This window comes from Citrobacter sp. wls613 (assembly GCF_005281195.1).
In the GTDB taxonomy this organism is placed as follows: Bacteria; Pseudomonadota; Gammaproteobacteria; order Enterobacterales; family Enterobacteriaceae; genus Citrobacter; species Citrobacter gillenii.
Genome location: NZ_SZXN01000008.1, coordinates 12,677 through 34,101, shown reverse-complemented (window position 1 = coordinate 34,101; position 21,425 = coordinate 12,677). Strand labels below are relative to the sequence as shown.

At 51.5% G+C, this 21,425-nt stretch carries 18 protein-coding genes and 1 pseudogene; 14 read left to right on the top strand and 5 right to left on the bottom strand.

Annotation, left to right across the window (positions count from 1 at the left end):
- Window positions 1–37: 37 nt before the first annotated feature.
- Window positions 38–640 (bottom strand): annotated as a pseudogene (locus FDX01_RS01240) (short chain dehydrogenase).
- A gap of 98 nt (window positions 641–738) precedes the next feature.
- On the opposite strand from FDX01_RS01240, the gene FDX01_RS01235 reads away from it, so the two are divergent.
- Window positions 739–1,629, top strand: coding sequence for a LysR family transcriptional regulator (locus FDX01_RS01235; protein WP_137399101.1), 891 nt, complete (start codon window positions 739–741; stop codon window positions 1,627–1,629).
- A gap of 95 nt (window positions 1,630–1,724) precedes the next feature.
- Here the strand turns inward: FDX01_RS01235 and FDX01_RS01230 are convergent, their stop codons facing one another.
- From FDX01_RS01230 to FDX01_RS01220, 3 genes are read right to left on the bottom strand one after another with little or no spacing between them, the layout of a single operon-like run.
- Window positions 1,725–3,239: a tripartite tricarboxylate transporter permease gene (locus FDX01_RS01230; protein ID WP_137399100.1), complete on the bottom strand. Its 1,515-nt coding sequence runs from the start codon at window positions 3,237–3,239 to the stop codon at window positions 1,725–1,727.
- A 10-nt stretch (window positions 3,240–3,249) separates the two neighbouring features.
- Window positions 3,250–3,684 (bottom strand): tripartite tricarboxylate transporter TctB family protein, encoded by a 435-nt coding sequence (locus FDX01_RS01225; protein ID WP_137399099.1) that lies wholly within the window; start codon window positions 3,682–3,684, stop codon window positions 3,250–3,252.
- Window positions 3,685–3,698: 14 nt separating this feature from the next.
- Window positions 3,699–4,676: a tripartite tricarboxylate transporter substrate binding protein gene (locus tag FDX01_RS01220; RefSeq protein ID WP_096756026.1), complete on the bottom strand. Its 978-nt coding sequence runs from the start codon at window positions 4,674–4,676 to the stop codon at window positions 3,699–3,701.
- A 152-nt stretch (window positions 4,677–4,828) separates the two neighbouring features.
- On the opposite strand from FDX01_RS01220, the gene tctD reads away from it, so the two are divergent.
- The 13 genes from tctD (at window position 4,829) to FDX01_RS01155 (ending at window position 20,328) form a co-directional block, all read left to right on the top strand.
- Entirely contained in the window at window positions 4,829–5,503 is a 675-nt protein-coding gene (gene tctD, locus FDX01_RS01215; RefSeq protein WP_137399098.1) for a transcriptional regulator TctD, read from the top strand.
- Complete coding sequence (locus FDX01_RS01210; protein WP_137399097.1) at window positions 5,490–6,902, top strand: sensor histidine kinase; 1,413 nt, start codon at window positions 5,490–5,492, stop codon at window positions 6,900–6,902. The genes tctD and FDX01_RS01210 overlap by 14 nt, the downstream gene beginning before the upstream one ends.
- A 296-nt stretch (window positions 6,903–7,198) precedes the next feature.
- Entirely contained in the window at window positions 7,199–8,614 is a 1,416-nt protein-coding gene (locus FDX01_RS01205; RefSeq protein ID WP_137399096.1) for an undecaprenyl-phosphate glucose phosphotransferase, read from the top strand.
- Window positions 8,604–9,890, top strand: coding sequence for an outer membrane beta-barrel protein (locus FDX01_RS01200; protein WP_137399095.1), 1,287 nt, complete (start codon window positions 8,604–8,606; stop codon window positions 9,888–9,890). Before FDX01_RS01205 ends, FDX01_RS01200 begins: the two co-directional genes overlap by 11 nt.
- Window position 9,891: 1 nt before the next feature.
- Window positions 9,892–10,449: a polysaccharide biosynthesis/export family protein gene (locus FDX01_RS01195; RefSeq protein ID WP_096756031.1), complete on the top strand. Its 558-nt coding sequence runs from the start codon at window positions 9,892–9,894 to the stop codon at window positions 10,447–10,449.
- A gap of 2 nt (window positions 10,450–10,451) precedes the next feature.
- The gene (locus tag FDX01_RS01190; RefSeq protein ID WP_137399111.1) at window positions 10,452–12,581 is read left to right on the top strand and encodes a tyrosine-protein kinase domain-containing protein; all 2,130 of its coding nucleotides are present in this window, start codon (window positions 10,452–10,454) and stop codon (window positions 12,579–12,581) included.
- Window positions 12,578–13,789 carry a capsular biosynthesis protein gene (locus FDX01_RS01185; protein WP_115257669.1) on the top strand — a complete coding sequence of 404 codons (1,212 nt, stop codon included), beginning with the start codon at window positions 12,578–12,580 and terminating at the stop codon, window positions 13,787–13,789. Before FDX01_RS01190 ends, FDX01_RS01185 begins: the two co-directional genes overlap by 4 nt.
- Window positions 13,786–15,168, top strand: coding sequence for a capsular biosynthesis protein (locus tag FDX01_RS01180; protein WP_115257670.1), 1,383 nt, complete (start codon window positions 13,786–13,788; stop codon window positions 15,166–15,168). The genes FDX01_RS01185 and FDX01_RS01180 overlap by 4 nt, the downstream gene beginning before the upstream one ends.
- A complete protein-coding gene (locus FDX01_RS01175; RefSeq protein WP_115257671.1) occupies window positions 15,161–16,150 on the top strand; it encodes a glycosyltransferase in 990 nt (329 codons plus the stop codon). Before FDX01_RS01180 ends, FDX01_RS01175 begins: the two co-directional genes overlap by 8 nt.
- Window positions 16,151–16,164: 14 nt before the next feature.
- Entirely contained in the window at window positions 16,165–17,376 is a 1,212-nt protein-coding gene (locus tag FDX01_RS01170) for a glycosyltransferase family 4 protein (RefSeq protein ID WP_137399094.1), read from the top strand.
- A 1-nt stretch (window position 17,377) separates the two neighbouring features.
- Window positions 17,378–18,490, top strand: a complete 1,113-nt coding sequence (locus tag FDX01_RS01165) for a glycosyltransferase family 4 protein (protein WP_137399093.1) — start codon at window positions 17,378–17,380, stop codon at window positions 18,488–18,490.
- Between the two features lie 2 nt (window positions 18,491–18,492).
- On the top strand, window positions 18,493–18,900 hold the full coding sequence (locus tag FDX01_RS01160) for a hypothetical protein (protein ID WP_117343210.1): 408 nt from the start codon (window positions 18,493–18,495) through the stop codon (window positions 18,898–18,900).
- A gap of 30 nt (window positions 18,901–18,930) precedes the next feature.
- A complete protein-coding gene (locus FDX01_RS01155) occupies window positions 18,931–20,328 on the top strand; it encodes a DUF4832 domain-containing protein (RefSeq protein WP_137399092.1) in 1,398 nt (465 codons plus the stop codon).
- A 46-nt stretch (window positions 20,329–20,374) separates the two neighbouring features.
- Here FDX01_RS01155 and galE read toward each other — a convergent pair whose 3' ends face one another.
- Window positions 20,375–21,391 (bottom strand): UDP-glucose 4-epimerase GalE, encoded by a 1,017-nt coding sequence (gene galE, locus FDX01_RS01150; RefSeq protein ID WP_137399091.1) that lies wholly within the window; start codon window positions 21,389–21,391, stop codon window positions 20,375–20,377.
- Window positions 21,392–21,425 lie beyond the last annotated feature (34 nt).

The window sequence follows — 21,425 nt, the reverse complement described above, 5'->3', positions numbered from 1 at the left end:
AGGCTGCCGCTGGCGGAGCGCCGCGACAGCCACAATATCAGTAGCCGACTTTGTAAATACGACCGGTTTGAATGCCTTCGACGCTGCGGCGATAGGCGTTAGCGACCGTGGCGGCGGGGACGCTTTCAAAGCCAGGGAAGAAACCGTCATACGCCGCAGCGGATTCACTCAGCACGGTGGGGCTTATCAGGTTAATGCGTATGCCGCGCCCTAATTCGCAGGCTGCGGCGCGTACAAACCCTTCCAGTCCGGCGTTGACCGTGGCAGCACTTGCCCCTTGCGCAATCGGCTCATGGGCGATAATGCCGCTAATCAGCGTAATCGAGCCGCCCTCGTTGAGGTAATGCTGCCCGGTCAATGCCAGCCGCACCTGGCCTAATAACTTATCCTGCAACCCCTGATTAAACTCGCCGTCGGTCATGGTCGACAGGGGGCCAAAGAACAGGCTACCGGTGGCGGAAACGATGGCATCTACCCGACCGATTTTTTCAAACAGCGCCTACACGCTGTGCTGTGAGGTGATATCGACCTGGTAATCACCCTGCGTGCGGCCCACGCGAACAATCTCATGTTTGCGACCCAGTTCTTCTGCGACTGCGCGGCCGACGGTACCGCTGGCACCAATAATGACGATTTTCATAACCACCTCCGCAATTGTGTGAACCGCTATTCTTTAATGAAAATGAAATCGGATAAACTGGCTAAAAGTTAGATGATTGCTAACCAGGGGTTTGTAATATGGATAAGCTTCGCGGCATGGAAACGTTTATCGCCGTGGTGGAAAGCGGCAGCTTTACCGGGGCGGCAACGCGGCTGGAAATGTCGGCGGTGATGGTAGGGAAATATATCGCACTGCTGGAAGCGCAGCTCGGTACACGGTTACTGGAGCGCAACACCCGTCGGCAAAGTCTGACCGACGCCGGGCGCGTCTATGTTGAGGAAGCCCGGCGGGTGCTGGAACAGGTGTCGATAGCCGAAAGCTCGGTGGAACGACTGCGGTTGGCACCGGCGGGGACGCTGCGCATCAGCGCGCCCACGTCTTTTGGCGCCTGTGTCGTTTCGCCGCTGGCCGCGGCTTTTTTACAACGCTGGCCCGAGGTGCGTATTGAACTGGATCTGACTAACCGGATGGTGGATTTGGTGAACGAGGGGGTCGATCTGGCGATCCGCATTGGTGATATTCACCAGACGGATGTGGTGGCGAAATATCTGTGCCCGTACCGTATGGCGATCTGCGCGTCAGCGGACTATCTGGCGCGTTACGGTACGCCCCGGACGCCTGCAGATCTGGTGGACCATCTGTGCTTGTCCCACACGGTGTGGACAGCGCGTAACGAATGGACGTTGCCGGGTATGGAAGGTGAAGTCAGATGGAAACGCGATGCGATCCTGCGCTGTAACGATGGTCACGGTCTGCGCACGGCGGCGGTGGCGGGCGCGGGGTTGCTGTTGCAGCCGGAAGTGTTGCTGGCGGACGAGCTTGCCAGCGGCAAATTGGTTCGGGTGCTGGAGGGCTTTACGCCACAGCCGCGACCGATTCATCTGCTGTGGCGTCAGGATTTACGCCCCTTGCCGAAACTGACGCAGTTTGTCGAGCATATGCTGGAAGGCACGCAGGGGTTACGCTGAAAATAAAAATGCCGGATGGCGCTGCGCTATCCGGCCTACGGGAGGTAGCTATTGTAGGCCGGAGTAGACGCGTCAGCGCCCCATCCGGCCTATTATTAGCCGATATCCACCTGCGGTTTGCGGTTGCGCTTGCGGATCAGGCGCAGCACCGGTGGGATCACGATAACCATCACCGCCATCGCCAGCAGGACTTTTGCCACGCCGCTGGCCCACAGAATATCCATACTGCCGTTGCTGATCGACAGCGCGCGGCGCAGGTTCTGCTCCAGCATTTCGCCCAGTACAAAGCCCAAAATCAACGGCGACATCGGGAAGTGCATTTTACGCAAAATGTAGCCGAAGACGCCGAGCCCGACCATCAGCACCAGATCGAACGTCGTACTGTGTACCGCGTACACACCGACAGCGGAGACCGCAGCGATGGCCGGCACCAAAAACCACAGCGGGATGGTCAACATGCGGGTAAACAGACCGATCAGCGGGATGTTCATCACCAGCAGCATCACGTTGGCAATCAGCAGTGCCGCAATCAATCCCCAGACGATGTCCGGTTGCTCGGTAAACATTGCCGGGCCCGGGGTGATGTTGTACAGCGTCAGCGCGCCCATCATCACCGCCGTAGTGCCGGAGCCCGGTACGCCGAGCGTCAGCATCGGAATAAACGAGCCGCAGGCCGAGGCGTTATTTGCCGCCTCCGGTGCAGCAACGCCGCGAATATCCCCTTTACCGAAGCTGTCGCTGTTACCGCTGAGCTTTTTCTCGGTCATGTAGGTGATGGCGCTGGCGATGGTCGCCCCGGCGCCAGGCAACACGCCGACAAAAAAGCCTATCACCGACGAGCGCAGCGTCGCGCCCACGCATTGCGCACCTTCTTTGGCGTTGAACATCATGCGGCCGGTTTTACGTACCAGCGCCTGACCGCTGCTGGTATGTTCCAGCATTAACAGGATTTCTGAGACAGAGAACAGCCCAATCACCACCACGATAAACTGCACGCCGTCGGAGAGATGGACACTGTCAAAGGTGAAGCGATATACCCCGGTGTTGGCGTCTACGCCGACGGTCGCAAGGCCAAGACCGATCAGCGCTGCCAGAAAGGATTTCAGCGGGTTTTGCGCCATCATGCTGCCGAGGCAGGCAATGGCGAAGACCATTAAGGCAAAGTATTCTGCCGGACCGAAGGCCAGCGACCATTGAGCCAGTGCCGGAGCAAACAGAATGATGCCGCCGATGGCGATCAGCGAGCCAATGAAAGAGCTGACCGCCGAGATAGAGAGTGCCACGCCGCCGCGTCCTTGCTGCGCCATCGGGTAGCCGTCGAGGGCGGTCATAATAGCGGCGGCATCGCCGGGAACGTTCAGCAAAATCGACGAGATTCGCCCGCCGTATTCGCAGCCGATGTAAACAGTCGCCAGCAGGATCAGCGCGGATTCTGCGGGCAGGTGCAACGCAAAAGCCAGCGGCAGCAGGATCGCCACGCCGTTAATGGGGCCTAGCCCCGGCAACAGCCCGACAATGGTGCCAACAAAACAGCCGATCAGCGCAATGACCAGGTTTTCAGGCGTCATCGCCACCGCAAAACCCTGAGAAAGATATATCCAGGTATCCATCGTTTCTCCGTTAACTCAGCCAGGTGCCGAGAGGTAAGGTGACGTCAAGCAGCCGATCGAAGGCATACCACAGCAGAATGCCAAGAACCGATCCGGAAATACCCGCCGCCGGGATGGTGGCCCCGAACAGCAGGCCAATCACCACGGTGAGAATGGCGGTGGCAATGGGAAAGCCCAGCCACTCGAATCCCCAGGCGTACATAAACAGAATAATCACCATCGTCAGCAGCTTTTGCAGTACGTGGCGACGAGGCCAACTGATGGTGTCCGGGTGGCGCAGGAGTAACGCCACGGCGCACAGCAACATCAGGCCGATAATGCCCAGCGGAAAGGGACGCGGGCCGACCGGCTCATAGCTGTATTCGCTGGTTATTTGCCAGGCCACGAACAGCCCGGCTATACAGAGCAACAGCCAGATACCCGCAAAAATACGATCGCTCATCATTGTTGCCCCTGCGCTTATTTAGCCAGACCGAAGGCTTTTGCCTGCTCACGATAATCGGTGACCTGCTTCTTCACGTAGGCGTCGAGTTGTTGCCCACTCATGTTGAATTCAAACAGACCGCGAAGATCGCGTTGCTTTTTAAATTCATCGGTTTGCTGGAGTTTGGCAAAGGCGTCAACCCACCATTGATACTCGGCGTCGCTGACTTTGGGTCCGACGTAGAAGCCGCGGATAATCGGCCACACGAGGTCATATCCCTGCTCTTTGGCGGTAGGCACATTGGCTAACTGACCCGGTAAGCGTTGGTCGGAGAACACCGCCAGGACGCGGATTTTGTCGCCGTTGAGGTAGGGCACCATCTCGCTGAGATCGCCGGAGACCACCTGCACGTGATTGCCCATCAGCGCCGTGACCGGTTCACCGCCGCCCTCAAACGCCACGTAACGCATCTTATGCGGATCGACGTTGGCTTTTTGCGCCAGCAGCGCCGACTTCATCCAGTCCTGACTGCCAATAGAGGCACCGGCGCCAATCACTACGCTGTTGGGATCTTTCTCCATGGCCGTCAGCAGGTCTTTCAGCGTTTTCCATGGGGCATCGTTGCGCACGGCAATCATGCCGTAGTCGGTACCGACGCTTGCCAGCCAGCGCACATCGTCGACGCCGTAACGGCCAAATTTACCCTGCGACAGGTTCAGCAGCGACCCGCCGGAGAAGGCCACCACGGTGCCTGCTTCGGCAGGACGTTGGGCGACGATGGCGTTATAAGCGACCGCCCCGACGCCGCCAGGCATATAGGTCACGCGCATCGGTTTTTCGATGGCGCCGGTTTCCATCATGCTCACCTGAATCAGTTTACAGGTGAGGTCAAAACCGCCGCCGGGTTTAGCCGGGGCGATACATTCGGTGCGTGAAGGCGCTTGTTCCGCCAGAACAGAGGTACTCATCAGTAACATGCTTGCAGTAAGGGTACGAAGTAATTGTTTTTTCATTATTTATCCTCACGCCGGATGACCGGATTTCGGGTACGGAAGATTATTTTTGTGATTATGTGAGCCGATGTGTAGCAGTTCGGTTGCGTGATTGTTAAAACATTAACCTTTCAATTCCCTTTCAATGCGGCAGAAACTTTACAGGATGTGATATGCGTCTCTTATTAGCGGAAGATAACCGTGAGCTCGCTCACTGGCTGGAGAAAGCGCTGGTGCAAAACGGTTTTGCCGTTGACTGCGTGTTTGATGGTCTGGCGGCCGATCACCTGTTACACAGTGAAACCTATGCGCTGGCGGTGCTGGACATCAATATGCCTGGGCTGGACGGTCTTGAGGTGGTTCAGCGGCTGCGTAAGCGCGGGCAAACACTTCCCGTTTTGCTGCTGACAGCACGTAGTGCGGTGGCGGATCGGGTAAAAGGGCTTAACGCCGGTGCGGATGATTACCTGGCAAAACCGTTTGAGCTTGAAGAGCTGGATGCCAGGCTGCGGGCGCTGCTGAGGCGTAGCGCGGGGCAAGTGCAGGGTATACAGCAACTCGGTGAGCTGGCGTTTCATGATGAGGGTTATTTTCTGCTGCAGGGACAACCGCTGGCGCTGACGCCGCGCGAACAGGCGCTGCTGACGGTGCTGATGTATCGACGGTTGCGTCCGGTCTCGCGCCAGCAGTTGTTTGAACAGGTCTTCAGCCTGAGCGATGAGGTCAGCCCCGAAAGTATTGAGCTTTACATCCACCGTTTGCGTAAAAAACTGAACGGCAGCGACGTGCGTATCGCGACCCTGCGAGGCCTGGGCTATGTGCTGGAGCGCAGTGATGAAGTGGATTAAGCCGCAGTCGCTGTATCTGCAACTGCTGATGTTCCTTGGCTTACCGCTGCTACTGCTGTGGGGGCTGTCGGCGTTTAACAGCTATGTCAGTGCCCTGCAGGCGGCGACTCAGGCGTATGACCGGACGCTGCTCTCATCGGCGAGAACGGTATCCGAGCGGCTGGTGGTGCGCAATAAACGCCTGGAAGTCAACGTACCGTGGGTGGTACTGGACAGCTTTGAGCTGAACATGAACGATCGGCTGTACTACAAGGTGGTGGATCCGACGGGGAAGGTCATTTCCGGCTATGACGATTTGCCGGCGATGCCGCCTTCCACCTCGCGCACCCGGCTATACCCGGCGCTGGCGTGGTTTTATCATACTGAATATCGCGGGGAGGCTATTCGCGTGGCACGCCTGCTCCAGCCGGTGAATGAAGGCGGGATTGTCGGTATGGCGGAGATTTATGTCGCCGAAACGCTGCAATCACGACGCTATCTGGCGCGACAGCTGCTGTTCTCATCCTGGGTATCCCAGGGGTTGCTGGTACTGCTGACGCTGGTGCTGGTCGGCTGGCTGCTGCGACGGGTATTACGCCCGATGCGCCAGCTGTCATCATTGATGGTACGCCGCGAGCCGGGGCTGCTGACGCCACTGCCGGAGCTGCTGCCGTGGTCGGAAACTCGTTTGCTGATCGTGGCCTTCAATCGCTACATTGACCGGCTACGCGCGCTGATATCGCGCCAGGAGCGGTTCAGCGCAGATGCTTCTCATCAGTTAAAAACCCCGCTGGCGGTGCTAAAAACGCAGGCTGCGGTAGCCCTTGCTAGCCCGCAGCCGCAGCAGTGGTATGAGAGTTTACAGGCCATGAGCACTACGCTCGACAGCACCATTCAATTGACGGAGCGATTGTTACAGCTTTCTGCCGTGAAGCGCAAAGAGCAGGGAGAAAGACACTTTTCACCGGTCAATCTGTTTGAGGTGGTGCAAACCAGCTGTTTTACCCGCCTGGCGCAGGCGCGCAGCAAAGCCATCGATCTCGGCTATGAAGGGGAACAAGAGGCGGTGTGGATTGAAGGGGATGATGTTTTGCTCGGCGAACTGTGCGGAAATCTGCTGGATAATGCGCTGAAATACACGCCTGCACAGGGGATGGTCACCGCCCGGCTGCTGCGTGAGGGAGAAAGCGTGGTGCTGGTGGTTGAAGACAGTGGCCCCGGTATTGATGACGATCGGGTGCATCAGGCGCTGTTACCGTTTCATCGCCTGGATAATGTGGACAATGTTCCCGGGGCGGGGATTGGGCTGGCGCTGGTCAATGATATTGCTCGCCTGCACCGCACGCACCCACAACTGTCGCGCAGTGAAACTCTGGGAGGGTTAGGCGTGCGGGTGCGGTTTTTATGCGTCGCGGGTTAAAGCAGCTAAAAATAATCAGGCATAACCTATTTTGCTAGTCGACGAATGGTTATCTGTCAATAATATATCCGTTGTAGATAATCATATATTTCTAATAATAAAAATCAAATGGTCATGAAAATAATATTCAATTAAATCAAGTGGGTATGAATTTTTCATGAGACTGTAGTCACAATTTGTAATACTAGTAATTACATTTGCTGACACTCCGACATTGCGATTTTTGAGCTTGTGATATAATTAGCCATATCAAGCGATAAAAAAATAATTAAAATCAATCGATAATAGGCTGAGATATGCTTAAGAATTCGCTAAAGATTAGCAGTCAAGGATATCCAGTCTTTTTAAAACTGGTCGATTTCCTTGTCATCAATATTACTCTAATTTTTAGCGCCAAACTGCTAGGCATGCTGCCGTTTTCGACGATTGTAATCCTCAGTGTGATCTTCTCACTTCTGTTTTTGTTGTTTGCTGAATACACCAAAATGTACCAGCAGAAGATCAAAACCATTAGCTTGCGCAACCAAAAGAGACTGCTGGCGTGTACGCTACTGGCCATTTTCTGTAATGAGTGGGTTCGTACGACCATTGCGGATCCTCAGTCGCTGGGGGATCTGAATGCACTGGATCCGCCTTTTTGTTCAGCTATTGTCATTTGGTATTTTATTCCACTACCTGTCCTTTATTTTATTCGTTTTTTTCTTTTTAAATACTCAGCCAAGAAACATATTCGCGTTGCCGTTATTGGCCTGACCGAGAATGGTCTGGCGGCGGAAAATGCGTTGACTACGGAATACGCCAACATCAAGTTAGACCTGGCATTTTATGATGAGCGCAGTCCAGATCGTTGTGGCGATGTGGTTGATAAAATAAAAAGCCCCTTTCGCGGCTCGGTCATTAATTTAGTTGAAGAAGCCAAAAATGGGAATATAGATGAGATCTATATTGCGCTACCGATGGTGGCGTTACAGCGCATTCGTCATTTTTTGGCGATGATGTCTGATACCACGGTCGATACCTATATTGTGCCTGACTTTTATACCTACAGTAACAATATGTCCAAGCTGCGCTCGATCCACAACCTGCAAACCATCGGCATTTTTAGCTCGCCGTTTGAAGGTGCAGGATCGTTTATTAAGCGGACTGAAGATCTGGTACTCGGGAGTCTCATTATGGTGATGATCTCCTCACTGATGCTAGTCATCGCCATTGGGATCAAACTCACCTCGCGCGGCCCGGTATTTTTCAAACAAGACCGCTATGGTCTGAGTGGGCAAAAAATTAAGGTCTGGAAGTTTCGCTCAATGCGGGTGATGGAGAATTCTGACACCGTTATTCAGGCTACGAAGAACGATCCACGCGTGACGAAATTCGGCAGTTTTTTACGTCGCACCTCGCTCGATGAACTGCCGCAATTTATTAATGTGTTGCAGGGAAGTATGTCGATTGTCGGTCCCAGACCGCATGCAGTTACGCATAACGAGCAGTACCGTAAGCAGGTCGAAAATTACATGATCCGCCATAAAGTGAAGCCAGGGATCACCGGTCTCGCGCAGATTAATGGGTTTCGTGGGGAAATCGATGCGCTCTATAAGATGGAAAAACGTGTCCAGTATGACATTGAATATATTCAAAACTGGTCATTATGGTTGGATATAAAAATTATTATTAAAACTATTTTCAAAGGATTTGTCGGTAAGAATGCATACTAAAATACTCGTTATTACCGGGATCGTGATATCGCAGTCCGCATGGGCTGATCTGACACCGAAATCACACATTGGCTTTGCGGGGATCGACTTCCAGGGCAAGGTTGCTGTGGATTATGGTTATGATGATAACGTGACATATCAGCCACATAACCGCGATGCGAAAGGTTCCGCCTTTCAGAGTGCTGCGCCCGTGTTGAGTATGATCGGTGAGCGCGGTCAGGATACGTATTTGCTGATGTATTCGGGGGATTATCGCCACTACTCCAGCGATTCTGCGGATAACTACAACGATCATTTTTTCCGTTTTAACGGTGCCTGGCGTTACGGGCGAATGCACGGCTTAACCCTAAATCTGGAAGATTCGCTTGGGCATGAAGACCGTGGTCGCGATATTACTGAGGGCTTTTTGCCGAGTCAGTTTCGCCAGTATGGGATTAAATCTCCACTGACAACCAATTTTATCAACAGCGAACTGCGCTACAGCTACGGCGCGCCGGATGGGCGCGGTAAAGCGGAACTGGCGTTGTTATACAAAAAGTTGACGTTCGGTAATACGTCGGATGTTCAGGATACCAGTAAAGAATTTTATACCTACATTCAGCAGCAGGAATGGCATGAGAATAGCCTGGTTGCGGAGATATTTGACCAGTACACGTCGAGAACACGTTTTCGCTATAGCTTTATTACTAACCAGCGTCATTACGATAACAACTCAGAAAAAGACAGTAATGAATACTATTTGCTTTACGGCCTGAAATCGCAGTTGACGGGTAAAACGAATGTCGACATGAATATTTCATGGTTATACAAAACATTTGAAAACGATCCAAATTCGCATGATTTTAATGGTCTAAACTGGGATGTAAAAGGGGAGTGGAAACCGTTACAGCAGTCAGTTTTCACCGCGCGGACGTCACAAAGTATTAAAGACCCATCGGAAGTTGGGGGCTATATTTTAGTTACTGAATATGGGATTTCTTACCAGCATTTTTGGTTGGGTAATCGCTTTTCTACCCTTCTCGACTATGCATACACCATGGAAGATTATAAAAAACAGAACAAAGATCGCCATGATAAAAATGGTGTATTTAGCGTAACGATGAGCTATGACTACACGCCGTCGGTGAATTTTGCGATTAAATATCAGGTAGATACATTGAATTCTAATAAGGATACTGACTCGTTTTATATCGGTCCCAACGACAAATATAAAGTCATCAGAACGCTAGGTTATGATAATTCTATGATTATGCTTACAGCTAAGGTTCAGATCTAAAATGAAAATAATAGAACTGTGCGCGTTTTTTCTATTCAGTATCCTGTTGGTCGGATGCGCAACGTCCAGACCACCATTAACGGACGACCCTGCGGCAAGCGCAGAGGATTACCGTCTTGGTGCGGGGGATACGGTCAATATTGTGGTTTACGGCGAACCCGAGATGACCATGAAATTTATCGTCGATAAAAGCGGAACCATCAATTTCCCTTATATTGGCACGCTCGCATTAAAAGAGAAAACGCCGGACCAGGTGACTGCGGAATTAACGCAACGCTTGCGTAATGGATATATGGTTAATCCCATGGTGACGGTTAGCGTCGCTGAATTCCGTAAATACTACGTATCAGGCGAAGTGAAAAGCCCTAATGCTTTTGCGTATGAGCCGGGGCTTACCGTGGAGAAAGCGATCGCTCAGGCGGGCGGATTTACCGATCGCGCTGACCGTAAAGATATCAATATTCGCCAGGCTGGCAGTCATCAGCTGCTGGAGAATGTGGATTTAACGCACTCGGTGCGTCCAGGTGACGTTGTGATCATTGGCATGGGGTTCTTCTAATGATGAAACTCTCTATAGTGGAAAACGGCAAAAAGCGAGAAAACGCAGTCGAACTCTCCCGCTTTGCCAAAGAACTTAAAAAGAACGCCTGGAAAATTGCGCTAACCGGAATTATCGCCGGAGTGGTGGCGTATCCCTTGATCAGCATGATGTCAGCAAAGTATGTCTCGACGGCGACGGTGCTGATTAAGGCACAAGCCGATAACGTTTCGCCGTTTCCACAGGTGGATGGTTTTGATTCAACGCGCAGCGGATATTACGAAACGCAATATGCGCTGATGCAGTCACGCATTATTCTCGAGCAGGCGGTACGCGACCTGAAGTTGGATGAAAATCCCGATATTACTGGCAATAAATTGGCCGCAGCGGGGGCTAATAGCGGGGATAATCAGCAACAGAGAGTCGATCAGGCGCTGAAGACATTATCTCAACATCTGAAGGTCATCGGCATTCGCACGACCAATCTGGCCTCTATTTCCTATGAGTCACCCTCAGCACAGCAATCGGCTGAGATAGCCAACGGCGTCGCGCAGGCTTTCATCAACTATACGGTTGAGCAAAAACGGCAGAAAGTGGAGAACGCGAAGGCGCTGAATGCGGAAAAGATGGCAGAGCTTCAGGCTGCGATCGTGAAGCAAAAAGAGACGATGGATGGCTACCTGAAAAATGCCGGGCTGTTGACCTTTCGCGGTATTGATGGCTTTGAAACCGAGCAGCTTAGTATTGTGACTAATCGTCTGGCCGATGCGACCCAGCGTCGGGTTGCGGCGGAGTCGGTCTATAACGAAGTGAATGGCCGGGGGAGAACCCTTGAGAGCATCATTTCTTTGCCCTCTGTTTCTGACCACGCCCAGATTCAGGACTTACGTATCGCGTTGATTCAGGCCCAGCGCGCGCTGTCGGAACAGCGAAAACTGTATGGGCCGAAACACGCGACGATTTTAAAAGCGGAAGCCGACGTTCAGTCGATCCAAAGTCAAACCGGGCGGGTGCTGGGCGAACTGAAAGTTGGCTTACGTCAGCAATATCTGGCCGCGCTGGCGGATGAAAAGAATTATCAGCAGCAGGTGGCGCAGCAGAAAGACATCTTCCAGCAAATGGCGTCCAAACGAGATGGCTATAACAGCCAGAAACTGTCGTTAGACAAAATGGAAGACCTGTATAAATCGCTGTATCAGCGCACTCAGGAACTGTCGTTGTCCGGTGTCAATGCAGATGCCGTGCTGTACGATCCTGCAGTGCCACCGTTAAAACCGGTAAAACCGAATAAGTCATTGCTGTTGGTGATGGTGGTCCTGATGGCGGTGGTGTTTAGCATCATGTACTTCATCGTCAAAGCAGCAATGGACAATTCCATTCGCACCCTGAGCCGTATGAGTCAACGCCTTAACGTCACCCCGCTGGGTGAAATCCGCCGGTTTAGCGGCACAACCGGGCGCGCGCAGGTACGGGATATGATTTTGAAGAACCCGCTGAATGCCGACATTATTCACGGTATTCGTACCCGGATAATGCTGGATAGCCGGCCATTACAGACGGTTGCGGTGGCGTCTGCCGGGCACGGTGAAGGGCGTTCCCTGCTGGCCAATTTGCTGGCAAGCTCCTTTAGTTTCGATCAGAAAACGCTACTCATTGATGCAGACTTCTTTAATAACGATGACCTGACGAATGAACTCGCCACGCCGGCATCTGCGGGCATGGCGGAGCTGCTACGGGGCGAAATCGTGCTGGAGAACGCGCGGATGACGATACATGAGAATCTTGATTTTATCCCGCGTGGTAAGTCCACTATCTCCTCTTTACTGATGCTGTCGTCGGAAAATGTAGAGCCTTTGATGCGCGAGCTGAAGTCGCGCTATCAGCGCATTATTATTGATGTGGCCGCCGTGAATCAGAGCCAGGATATTCAGCTGATTAAGCGCGCTGCCGATGGGGTTATTTTCATCGTGAAAGCCGGTGTGGGGACGGCACAGACGATCGCCAGCGCGCTGGATAAGATTGAGGATAATCAGGGCGTGGTAATTGGCGCGGTGTTGAACGGGGTGGAAGAAAAAAACCTCGAAACGCAAGAAGGGCTGCGTTCACTGAACTTCAGCACTGACCAACTGTTGACGACACCAGGCCGCGTATGAGTCTACTGAAGAGCGCATCCACGATAGCTGGCTCATCAATCATCTCGCAGTTGATTGGTGCGCTGTCTATCTGGTTGATCTCACATAAGTATGACATGGCCGAAGTTGGACTGTATGCGCTCAACTACAGTATTGCCGTGGTGGGGGCGCAGGTTTGCACCTTTGCCTCACAGCTGTTAATTCCTAAGCAGCAGGACGACAGTCTCGCGCAAAATGTGGTGTTTTGCCTGCTGCAAAGCACGCTGATTGCGTTGCCCTACGCCGTACTGACTGCGTGGTTGTTTCACCAGAATATCCTGTTTCTCTATTTATTGACGCTCTCTACGGCGTGGGCGTTAATCTCAGAAAACTTATCGCTGCGCACGGCCAATTTTTATTTTCTGATTTTTCAGCGTATTTCGGTTTCGGTGGTGGTGGTGCTCTCGGTACTGCTCACGCATCAGGTACAGACCTTTTACTGGTCGTGGGCGTGCGCGATGATCCTGCTGACATCGAGCTGTATTTTGCATTCATTTGATATCCGCTCGGTGACGTCTGGGCATCTGCATCCATTGAATAATTGGCGATTCTTTAAGCAAAACATTCATCACATCAGCAAGGTAGGCAGCGCTGAGGTACTGGCGATGGCCAGCAGCAATTTACCGATTATGCTGATTAACTTCTGGTTCTCGGCGCTGACGGCGGGCTATTTTTCCGTCGTCAGTCGGTTCTGTCTGGCACCTGTGGTGATTATCGGCAATGCGGTGCGCAATACCATTTTCTCCAAGTGGTCTATTGATTTCAGAAATAACACCTTTAATTATCAGGAATATACAAAGGTGCGTTTGCTGCTATTAGTGCTTGGGGTGGTTTGTACGCTCGGGGTGTTTATTTTCTATCCCATCGTGATGCGGCTGGGGTTTAGCGAGGACTGGATTAACTCCATTGAGACATCCCGCTATATGCTGCCCTATTTGTTCCCGGCGCTGGCAATCAGCCCACTCACGGTAATTGAACTTATCTTTGGCTCCCATCGCTATTTTTTGCGTATTCAGCTCGAACAGCTGGCGATTGTGTTAGTCGCTTTTGTGGTGGTGCCCTATTTTTATAAAGACTATGCCACGTCAGTCATCTTGTTCTCTGCGCTGACATTTATTCGCTATGGGTTTATTTATTTCAAAATGAACCAGCGCGCCAATCTGCTGAAAGACAAGCCGGTGATATTATGACCCTGAATACCGGATATTATTTACAGGCCTATACCTTTATCACGCTGATCCTGTGTGGACTGGTGCAATATTTTACCGGTATGCAGTCGGTGCTGTGGATCCCGTTTTTCCTGACGCTTCTCATGGTCGGATTAATGGTGATGCAAACGCGTGAGAGCCCGCTGTATCTGGATGCCCAGGAGACCATTATTCTTGCGCTGTATTTCTCTTTTCTGCTGTTGGCTGGGGCTTCAACCCTGCTGCAGGGCGGGGTAACCGTCGCGATTGTGGCCTTTAAAAACGAGATAGCACTGTCGCTGGTGATGATCTGTTTACTGCTGGGATTCTGCCGGGAATCACAGATTTATCGGGCTACACGCTATCTGTATTGGGTGTTTTACGCCCAGGTCCCGGTGATGATTTATCAGGTATTACTGGTGGTTCCCCAGCGCGTGGCGCAGCGCGGCGAAGAGGAAAAATGGGACTCGGTGGTCGGGACCTTCGGCGGCGACCCAATGGGCGGCGGTAATACGGCGGCAATGGGGTTATTTTGCCTGCTGATTATGTTGCTTAAGCTCTCGGAATATAAACACGGGCTGACGACGTTTAAATCGATGGCGCTACATATTATTCTTGGATTTGGGCTGTGTATTATTGGTGAAGTGAAGTTTGTCATCCTGCTTTCACCGCTGTTCCTGGCCTGGGTGTGGATTTCGCCGAGCTATGTTAAAGACGTCAGTAAAATCAATCTCAAAACGTTATTGCTGATTGTTATTGGCATGCTGGTACTCATCGGCCTGTCGGTGATGATTCTGGCCTGGTACTATTCGTCTGCTTTTGGCGGCGATCCGACCAAAAGCGCCTTTAGCGTTTTTATCGATTCACTCAGCTATATCTTTGATCCCAACTACATCATGTCGACCGGTGAACTGGGCCGCTTCACGACGTTTCTGTTCTGGCTTAAAAATAACGATCTGTGGGGACTGTCCGGTACGCTATTTGGCTACGGCCTGAATGCGACGAACAGCGGAAGTTCGGTATCACCTGGGTTTTTGAATATTGTTTATAACCTGATCCTGGACTCCACGTCGCTGAGTATGCTGCTGTGGGAAATTGGCGTGATTGGCACGCTGCTGTTTATTGGTCTGTTTATTTATATTCTAAAAGTGTGTCAGCCGAAACCGGTACTGGCGCTTGAACAACTGGACGCGCAGGATCTGCAACTGTTGAGCTTTGCGCCAGCGTATAACGCTTTTGCGATCGCGTGTTTAGTGAGCTTACCTTATAGCCAAATCCTGATGATAACGCCGATGCTACAGTTCCTGTTTTATTTATCGCTCGGTTCAAGCTTAGTGATTCGTCGCACCGTTCTTCGCAGCACAGGAGGAGGGTATGGATAATATCCCGTTTATCTCGGTGAGTATTAAAACGCTCAACGAAGCGAAAGGTATTGAGAAAACCATCGACAGCATCCGCCGACAGCTAGTGGGATATCCGCATAAAATTATTGTGGCTGATAGCCTGTCGACAGATAGCACCCAGCAACTGGCGGTGAATAAAGGGGTGACGGTGGTGTCATTAACGGAGCCGGGCGATCGCTGCTGCGGTGTCGGACACCAGCTGGGCTACCTTTATAGCGAAGGCGAATATCTGCTGCTGATGGATGGCGATATGGCGCTGGAAGAGGGATTTGTCGATCGGGCCGTCGCCTTTTTACAGGCGCATGAAGAGTATGCCGGCGTGGCGGGAACCGTCGAAATGGATGATGCCGTGAACTATGAGTTCAAATCCCGTAAACAGCGCATTAACCAGATCTATCCCGTGGGCGATTGTGACCATTTAGGCGGCGGCGGGCTGTATCGTCGCGCGGCGATTGAAAAGATTGGCTATCTGACCAACCGGAATTTGCACGCCTATGAAGAGGCCGAGCTGGGGCTGCGATTAACCGATGCTGGCTACAAACTGCGTCGTCTGGATATCCCTTATTTTAGCCATACGTCACACACCCTGCCGACCTTCAAGATGCTGAAACATCGGTGGTTGAGCGGCTATTACCAGGCGCCGGGAGAGCTGTTGCGCTGTAGTTTTGGAACACCGTATTTCACCCGCGCCCTCAAGATGGTCAAAAATGAGGCGGTATTTGCGCTGTATCTGTTGATCTTGCTTGCCGCACTGGTCACCGTCAACGGCAGCATTATTACCCTGGTGTTGCTGCCATTACTGGCGTTCACACTGTGGAAAATTGTGCAAAATCGTTCTCTCAGCGATGGGGTTCAAAGCGTCATTAATATGATTGTCCGTTCCGTGGGATTGCTGAAAGGGTGTCTTCATCCTGTGCGCGATCCGCTGACGCCGCCCAACAGTAAAATCATTCAACAATAAAAAGAGCGGATGTAATGAAAATTTTATTGGTTAACAAGTTTTTCTTTATAAAGGGCGGGGCGGAAACGGTTTATTTTCAGGAACGCGAGATGCTGAAAAAGGCCGGCGTGCAGGTGATTGATTTTTCGATGCAGCATGAGAAAAATTTCCCCTCGGAGTATGCGGATTTTTTTGTCAAAAATGTTGATTACCATACAGACAGTAACCTGTTAGGCGGTATTAAAACGGCGGTTAACTTTATTCATAACGCCGAAGCCTGTCGAAAAATGCAGGTCTTGCTGCAAAAAGAACGCCCGGATATCGTTCACTTTCATAATATCTATCATCAGCTAACGCCAGCGTTAATTAAAGTCGCACGCAATTTTGGCTGTAAAACGGTGCTGACCGCCCATGACTATAAAATTGTCTGTCCTTCATACTCTATGCTACGCGACGGGAAAGTGTGCGATGCCTGTATTACCGGGACCGTCTTCAATGCTTTCAGATACCGCTGTCAGGAAGGGTCTGCCGCCAGGAGTTTACTGCTCTCTTTAGAGGCTACCTGGCAATACATTGCACAAAATTATCAGGCGCTGGATGTGATCGTGTCCCCCAGCGCATTTTTACGCGGCATTTTGCTACGTGTGCTGCCGCATTCGCGTATCGATGTCATCGTCAATGGCGTAGATGACAGCCGGCCCGTGGAGACGACGGGTGATGAAGGTTATATGCTGTACTTAGGCCGCCTGAGCCGGGAAAAAGGGGTGGCTACGTTGCTGGCCGCTCACCAGAAAATGCGTAACCCGGCGCCGCTGAAAATTGTCGGTCATGGCCCGTTACATGACGAGTTGATTGCCCAATATCCGGACGTGGAGTTTTTAGGCTATGTACAACAAGGGGAAGCCCTGGACCAACTGATTAAACATGCCCGGGCGGTGATCCTGCCTTCGGAATGTTATGAAAACTGTTCGATGGCGGTGTTAGAGGCAATGTCATTAGGCAAGCCGGTCATTGGCTCACGTATTGGCGGGATCCCTGAACAAATTCGCGATGGTATTGAAGGGATATTATTTACGCCGGGTAATGCGCAGGCGTTGGCAGAGGCGATGGATACGCTGGTCGAAGACCCGGAGAAAGCACGGGTAATGGGCATCAATGGACGTCAACGGCTGAGTGAGAAATATGCGCTCAGCGGTCATATGGAAACGTTGCAAGCACTGTATAAAGAACTGTTGGGCAGGCCATAATATGCGTAAAAAAATAACGGTATTTGGCACGCGCGGTATTCCCGATGTATTGGGTGGCGTGGAAACGCACTGCCAACATCTTTATCCGGAAATTAAACGGCTATGCGATGTTGATATTTGTGTTATCGCCCGCTCACCGTACGTGAATTACACCCGTTCATCGTATAAGAATGTCGAAATCCATGCGCTGTGGGCACCTAAAAAACGCTCGCTGGAAGCGATTGTTCATTCCGTTTTAGCCGCGTTCAGCACCTGTTTTGAGCGCTCGACTATCGTGCACGTCCACGCTATTGGTCCGGGGTTAGTGGTTCCGTTATTGCGGTTACTGGGCAAGAAGGTCGTTTTCACCCATCATGGACCTGACTATGACCGCCAGAAATGGGGGTATGTGGCAAAGAAAATATTATTGCTCGGTGAACGCTGGGCAGTGAGATATGCCAATGAAGTGATTGTAATATCTGAAGTCATTAATCAGCTTATCCAGAATAAGCATCGCCGCTATGATGCGCATTTAATTCACAATGGCGTGAACGCACCGCGAACATTATCAGAACATACCCTTCACCAGACGCTGTCGCGTTATGGTCTCCAGCCGAAAAACTATCTTGTGGTGGTGGGGCGATTCGTGGAAGAAAAAGGCATGCATGATGCCATTTCAGCCTACCAACAAAGTGGTTTGACGATGCCATTAGTGTTAATTGGCGATGCGGATCACCCGACCGAATACAGTATTCGTCTCAAACAGCAGGCCGCTGATACGCCAGGTGTGGTGATGACCGGATTTTTACGCGGCGATGAACTTCAGGCGGTGTTTTCGCAGGCAAAACTGTTTGTCATGCCGTCGTATCATGAGGGGTTGCCGATAGCGCTGCTGGAGGCGATGTCATTTTCTCTGCCTGCGGTGGTGAGCGATATTCCGGCGAATCTGGAGGTCAAGTTACCCGCAGAGGCGTATTTTCAGGTGGGTAATCTGGCGAGTCTGGCCGGGAAAATGGCGAGATGGGCGACAGCAAATAGCGTTGACTATAGTGTATATTTGCAAAACTATAACTGGCATGAAATCGCCAGACAAACAGTCACCGTCTATCACGCTATTGATAAAGATATAGGTTAATTTTGCCCAACTCTCAGAACCGACCGCCCGTCATTGAACGATTTTATGCTCAACTGGATGAGAAGATCTCGCAGGGGTTGACCGCTGAACAAAAAGACGGAGTCGAAAAAGCGGTACTTGCTATTACCCTGGGATCGAGACACCAGGTTGATATTCGTAGAAGCTTTCCCTTTTTCGGTAGACGTTTTTACCTGGTCTTTTTGTTTGGCAGGGATTTACGTCACTGGCATCGTCGGGAATCGACGCTATCCAATATCCTGATCGCATTGTTACTGCTGTTTGTTGTGTTGTTCGTTACCTGCTGCGTATTGCTGACGCTGTATATGATCAAATCCGCGTTGGGTATTGATGTGTTCCAGAATTTTCATGTGGGTATTTGGGACTGGTGGCTAAGCCTGAAAAACCACTAGCGTTAACCAACGGGGGGAGGCGTTACGGCGATGAAGAGTCAATGGGGTTTGGCGCTATTGAGTGTGTTCTTTCCGCTGACGGCCATGGCTGCATTAACCACCGTCACCCCCAAAGCCGTAACCGGTCCGCTGACCAACCCCGGGATAGGGGTGGCCAGTTTTCATCAGGGTTATGGTGAAACGTTGGGCCTGGCGGATTACCCTAATACCGGGTTTGAATATGAACGCTTCTACTGGCGGGAACTGGAGCCAGTGGAAGGCCAGTACAATTTTGCGCTGGTTGATGATGCCTTTAAATATGCGGCGGCGCATCGGCCCGCGATGAACGTGGGGCTGCGGTTTATGGCCCTTGCGGAGCCTGAAAGCGGCTCGCAGATCCCCGACTGGCTGATTAAAAAAGGGGTGAAAGGAAAATGGACGCCCGATCATAAAACCTTTATCCCGGATCTCGACGATCCCCTGTTTATAGCCTACAGCCAACGTCTGCTGAACGCTTTTGGCAAGCGCTACGATGGTAATCAGAACCTGGCGTTTGTCGATATTGGCATGGTGGGATCGTGGGGAGAATGGCATAACAGCAACTTCCCGAAAGATGTGCTGCAACCCTTGCTGGAACGATATACCACCGAGCAGCTAGATCGCTACGTCGCTATGCACTTTGCTGCATTTCCCGTAACGCCAAAAATTATGTTGATGAGTGGTGGGCAAAGCCTGGCCAATGCGGTGGCGCGAGGGGCTGGATGGCGCGCGGACTGCTGGGGCGATCTGCGTGTGTTTTCCAATGACTGGAATCACATGGCAGATGATTACCCGCAACGATTGCTGGCTGCGCAGAAAAGTTATTCCGGGTTAAACGATGCCTGGAAACGATCGCCGGTGAGTCTGGAAATTTGTTCGTATATGCTGGACTGGAAGAATCTTTTTCATTATACGCGCGCAGAGGTGCAGGGGATTTTTGACTGGGCGGTGAAGCATCATGCCAGTACCATCAACCTGAAATCGCGAACGGTGCCCAGTGAGTATCGGCCGATTGTCGATGATGCACTGACCAGGCTGGGCTATCGCTTTCGTCTGGCCTCTCTGAGCCATGAGTCAGTATGGGAAAATGGTCGCAGCCTGGCGCTGATCAGTACCTGGTATAATGACGGCGTTGCGCCGATTTACCTTCCTTACACCCTGTCATTTCGTATTATTAATGATGCTAACAATGTTGTTGCTCAGGGGAATTCACCGGAAGACATTCGTCGCTGGCTGCCGGGTCAACATCAGCTGAATTATCAACTCCCTATGCCCGGTGCGTTACCGAGAGGAAAATACGCCATTGAAGTGGCGATCGTGGATAAGTCGGGCGCCGCGAGAATTAACTTTGCCAATGAAGGGAAGCAGAGCAGCGGATGGTATCGTGTGTCGACGATCACGGCGCGTTAGCCATTAGCAACAATGAGCCTGCCCGCAGGCTCATTGTTGATGGGTGTTAAGCGTGATAACCATCAGGATTATTTTGCTGCCAGTTCCAGGTGTCGCGCATCATGTCATCAAGCGTGTAGGTAGCCTGCCAGCCCAGTACTTCGCGCGCCAGCGACGGGTCAGACCAACATTCGGCGATGTCCCCGGGTCTTCGTGCAACTATCTGATAATTAATTTTTCGTTGAGCCGCTTTTTCAAAAGCGGCAATAAGATCCATCACCGAATAGCCGATGCCGGTACCGAGGTTTATCACTTTATAGGCTGGACCTTTATTCTGGCAATCCAAAGCCGCTAAATGGCCGGTTGCCAGATCCATCACGTGAATATAATCACGTACCCCAGTGCCATCCGGGGTTGGGTAGTCATTGCCAAACACCGACACGGTTTCAAGCTTGCCAATCGCGACCTGAGAAATATAGGGAACCAGGTTGTTGGGGGTACCATTTGGATCCTCACCAATTCGGCCTGAGGAATGGGCTCCGACGGGGTTAAAATAGCGCAGGCAGGTGAGGCGAAATTCAGGGTGTGCGCGGGAAAAATCCGCCAGAATCTGTTCGACCATTAATTTAGAGGTGCCATACGGATTCGTTGTTCCCCCGGTGCGCGATTGTTCGCTGAGCGGCACGCTTTCCGGATCTCCGTAGACCGTTGCGGAAGAGCTGAAGATTAGGCTGTGAACACCCGCAGTCAGCATCTCACTCAGTAAAACCAGCGTTCCGGTGACATTGTTATTATAATACGCGAGGGGTTCTTTTATGGATGCTGAAACTGATTTTAACCCAGCAAAATGAATGACATCACTAATGTCATGGTGTAAAAAAATCGTTTTTAATGCCTCTCTGTCCAGAACGTCGGCAATGTAAACAATTGGTTCTTTTCCGGTGAGTTCTGCGACCCGATGTAATGATGTTTGTGAGGCATTCGTGAGATTATCGATGATCACAACTTCATCACCTCTTTCGAGAAGCGTCAACACGGTATGTGAACCAATATAACCTGCGCCACCTGTGACAAGTATTGCCATACAGCCTCCAGAGGAAATCTTATGAAAAAGATTA

Coding starts and splice junctions, on each gene's coding strand:
- FDX01_RS01225 (WP_137399099.1), bottom strand. CDS start 3,684: ATGATGAGCGATCGTATTTTTGCGGGTATCTGGCTGTTGCTCTGTATA.
- FDX01_RS01205 (WP_137399096.1), top strand. CDS start 7,199: ATGCTTAAGAATTCGCTAAAGATTAGCAGTCAAGGATATCCAGTCTTT.
- FDX01_RS01220 (WP_096756026.1), bottom strand. CDS start 4,676: ATGAAAAAACAATTACTTCGTACCCTTACTGCAAGCATGTTACTGATG.
- FDX01_RS01175 (WP_115257671.1), top strand. CDS start 15,161: ATGGATAATATCCCGTTTATCTCGGTGAGTATTAAAACGCTCAACGAA.
- galE (WP_137399091.1), bottom strand. CDS start 21,391: ATGGCAATACTTGTCACAGGTGGCGCAGGTTATATTGGTTCACATACC.
- FDX01_RS01235 (WP_137399101.1), top strand. CDS start 739: ATGGATAAGCTTCGCGGCATGGAAACGTTTATCGCCGTGGTGGAAAGC.
- FDX01_RS01210 (WP_137399097.1), top strand. CDS start 5,490: ATGAAGTGGATTAAGCCGCAGTCGCTGTATCTGCAACTGCTGATGTTC.
- tctD (WP_137399098.1), top strand. CDS start 4,829: ATGCGTCTCTTATTAGCGGAAGATAACCGTGAGCTCGCTCACTGGCTG.
- FDX01_RS01170 (WP_137399094.1), top strand. CDS start 16,165: ATGAAAATTTTATTGGTTAACAAGTTTTTCTTTATAAAGGGCGGGGCG.
- FDX01_RS01180 (WP_115257670.1), top strand. CDS start 13,786: ATGACCCTGAATACCGGATATTATTTACAGGCCTATACCTTTATCACG.
- FDX01_RS01230 (WP_137399100.1), bottom strand. CDS start 3,239: ATGGATACCTGGATATATCTTTCTCAGGGTTTTGCGGTGGCGATGACG.
- FDX01_RS01185 (WP_115257669.1), top strand. CDS start 12,578: ATGAGTCTACTGAAGAGCGCATCCACGATAGCTGGCTCATCAATCATC.
- FDX01_RS01200 (WP_137399095.1), top strand. CDS start 8,604: ATGCATACTAAAATACTCGTTATTACCGGGATCGTGATATCGCAGTCC.
- FDX01_RS01155 (WP_137399092.1), top strand. CDS start 18,931: ATGAAGAGTCAATGGGGTTTGGCGCTATTGAGTGTGTTCTTTCCGCTG.
- FDX01_RS01190 (WP_137399111.1), top strand. CDS start 10,452: ATGAAACTCTCTATAGTGGAAAACGGCAAAAAGCGAGAAAACGCAGTC.
- FDX01_RS01195 (WP_096756031.1), top strand. CDS start 9,892: ATGAAAATAATAGAACTGTGCGCGTTTTTTCTATTCAGTATCCTGTTG.
- FDX01_RS01165 (WP_137399093.1), top strand. CDS start 17,378: ATGCGTAAAAAAATAACGGTATTTGGCACGCGCGGTATTCCCGATGTA.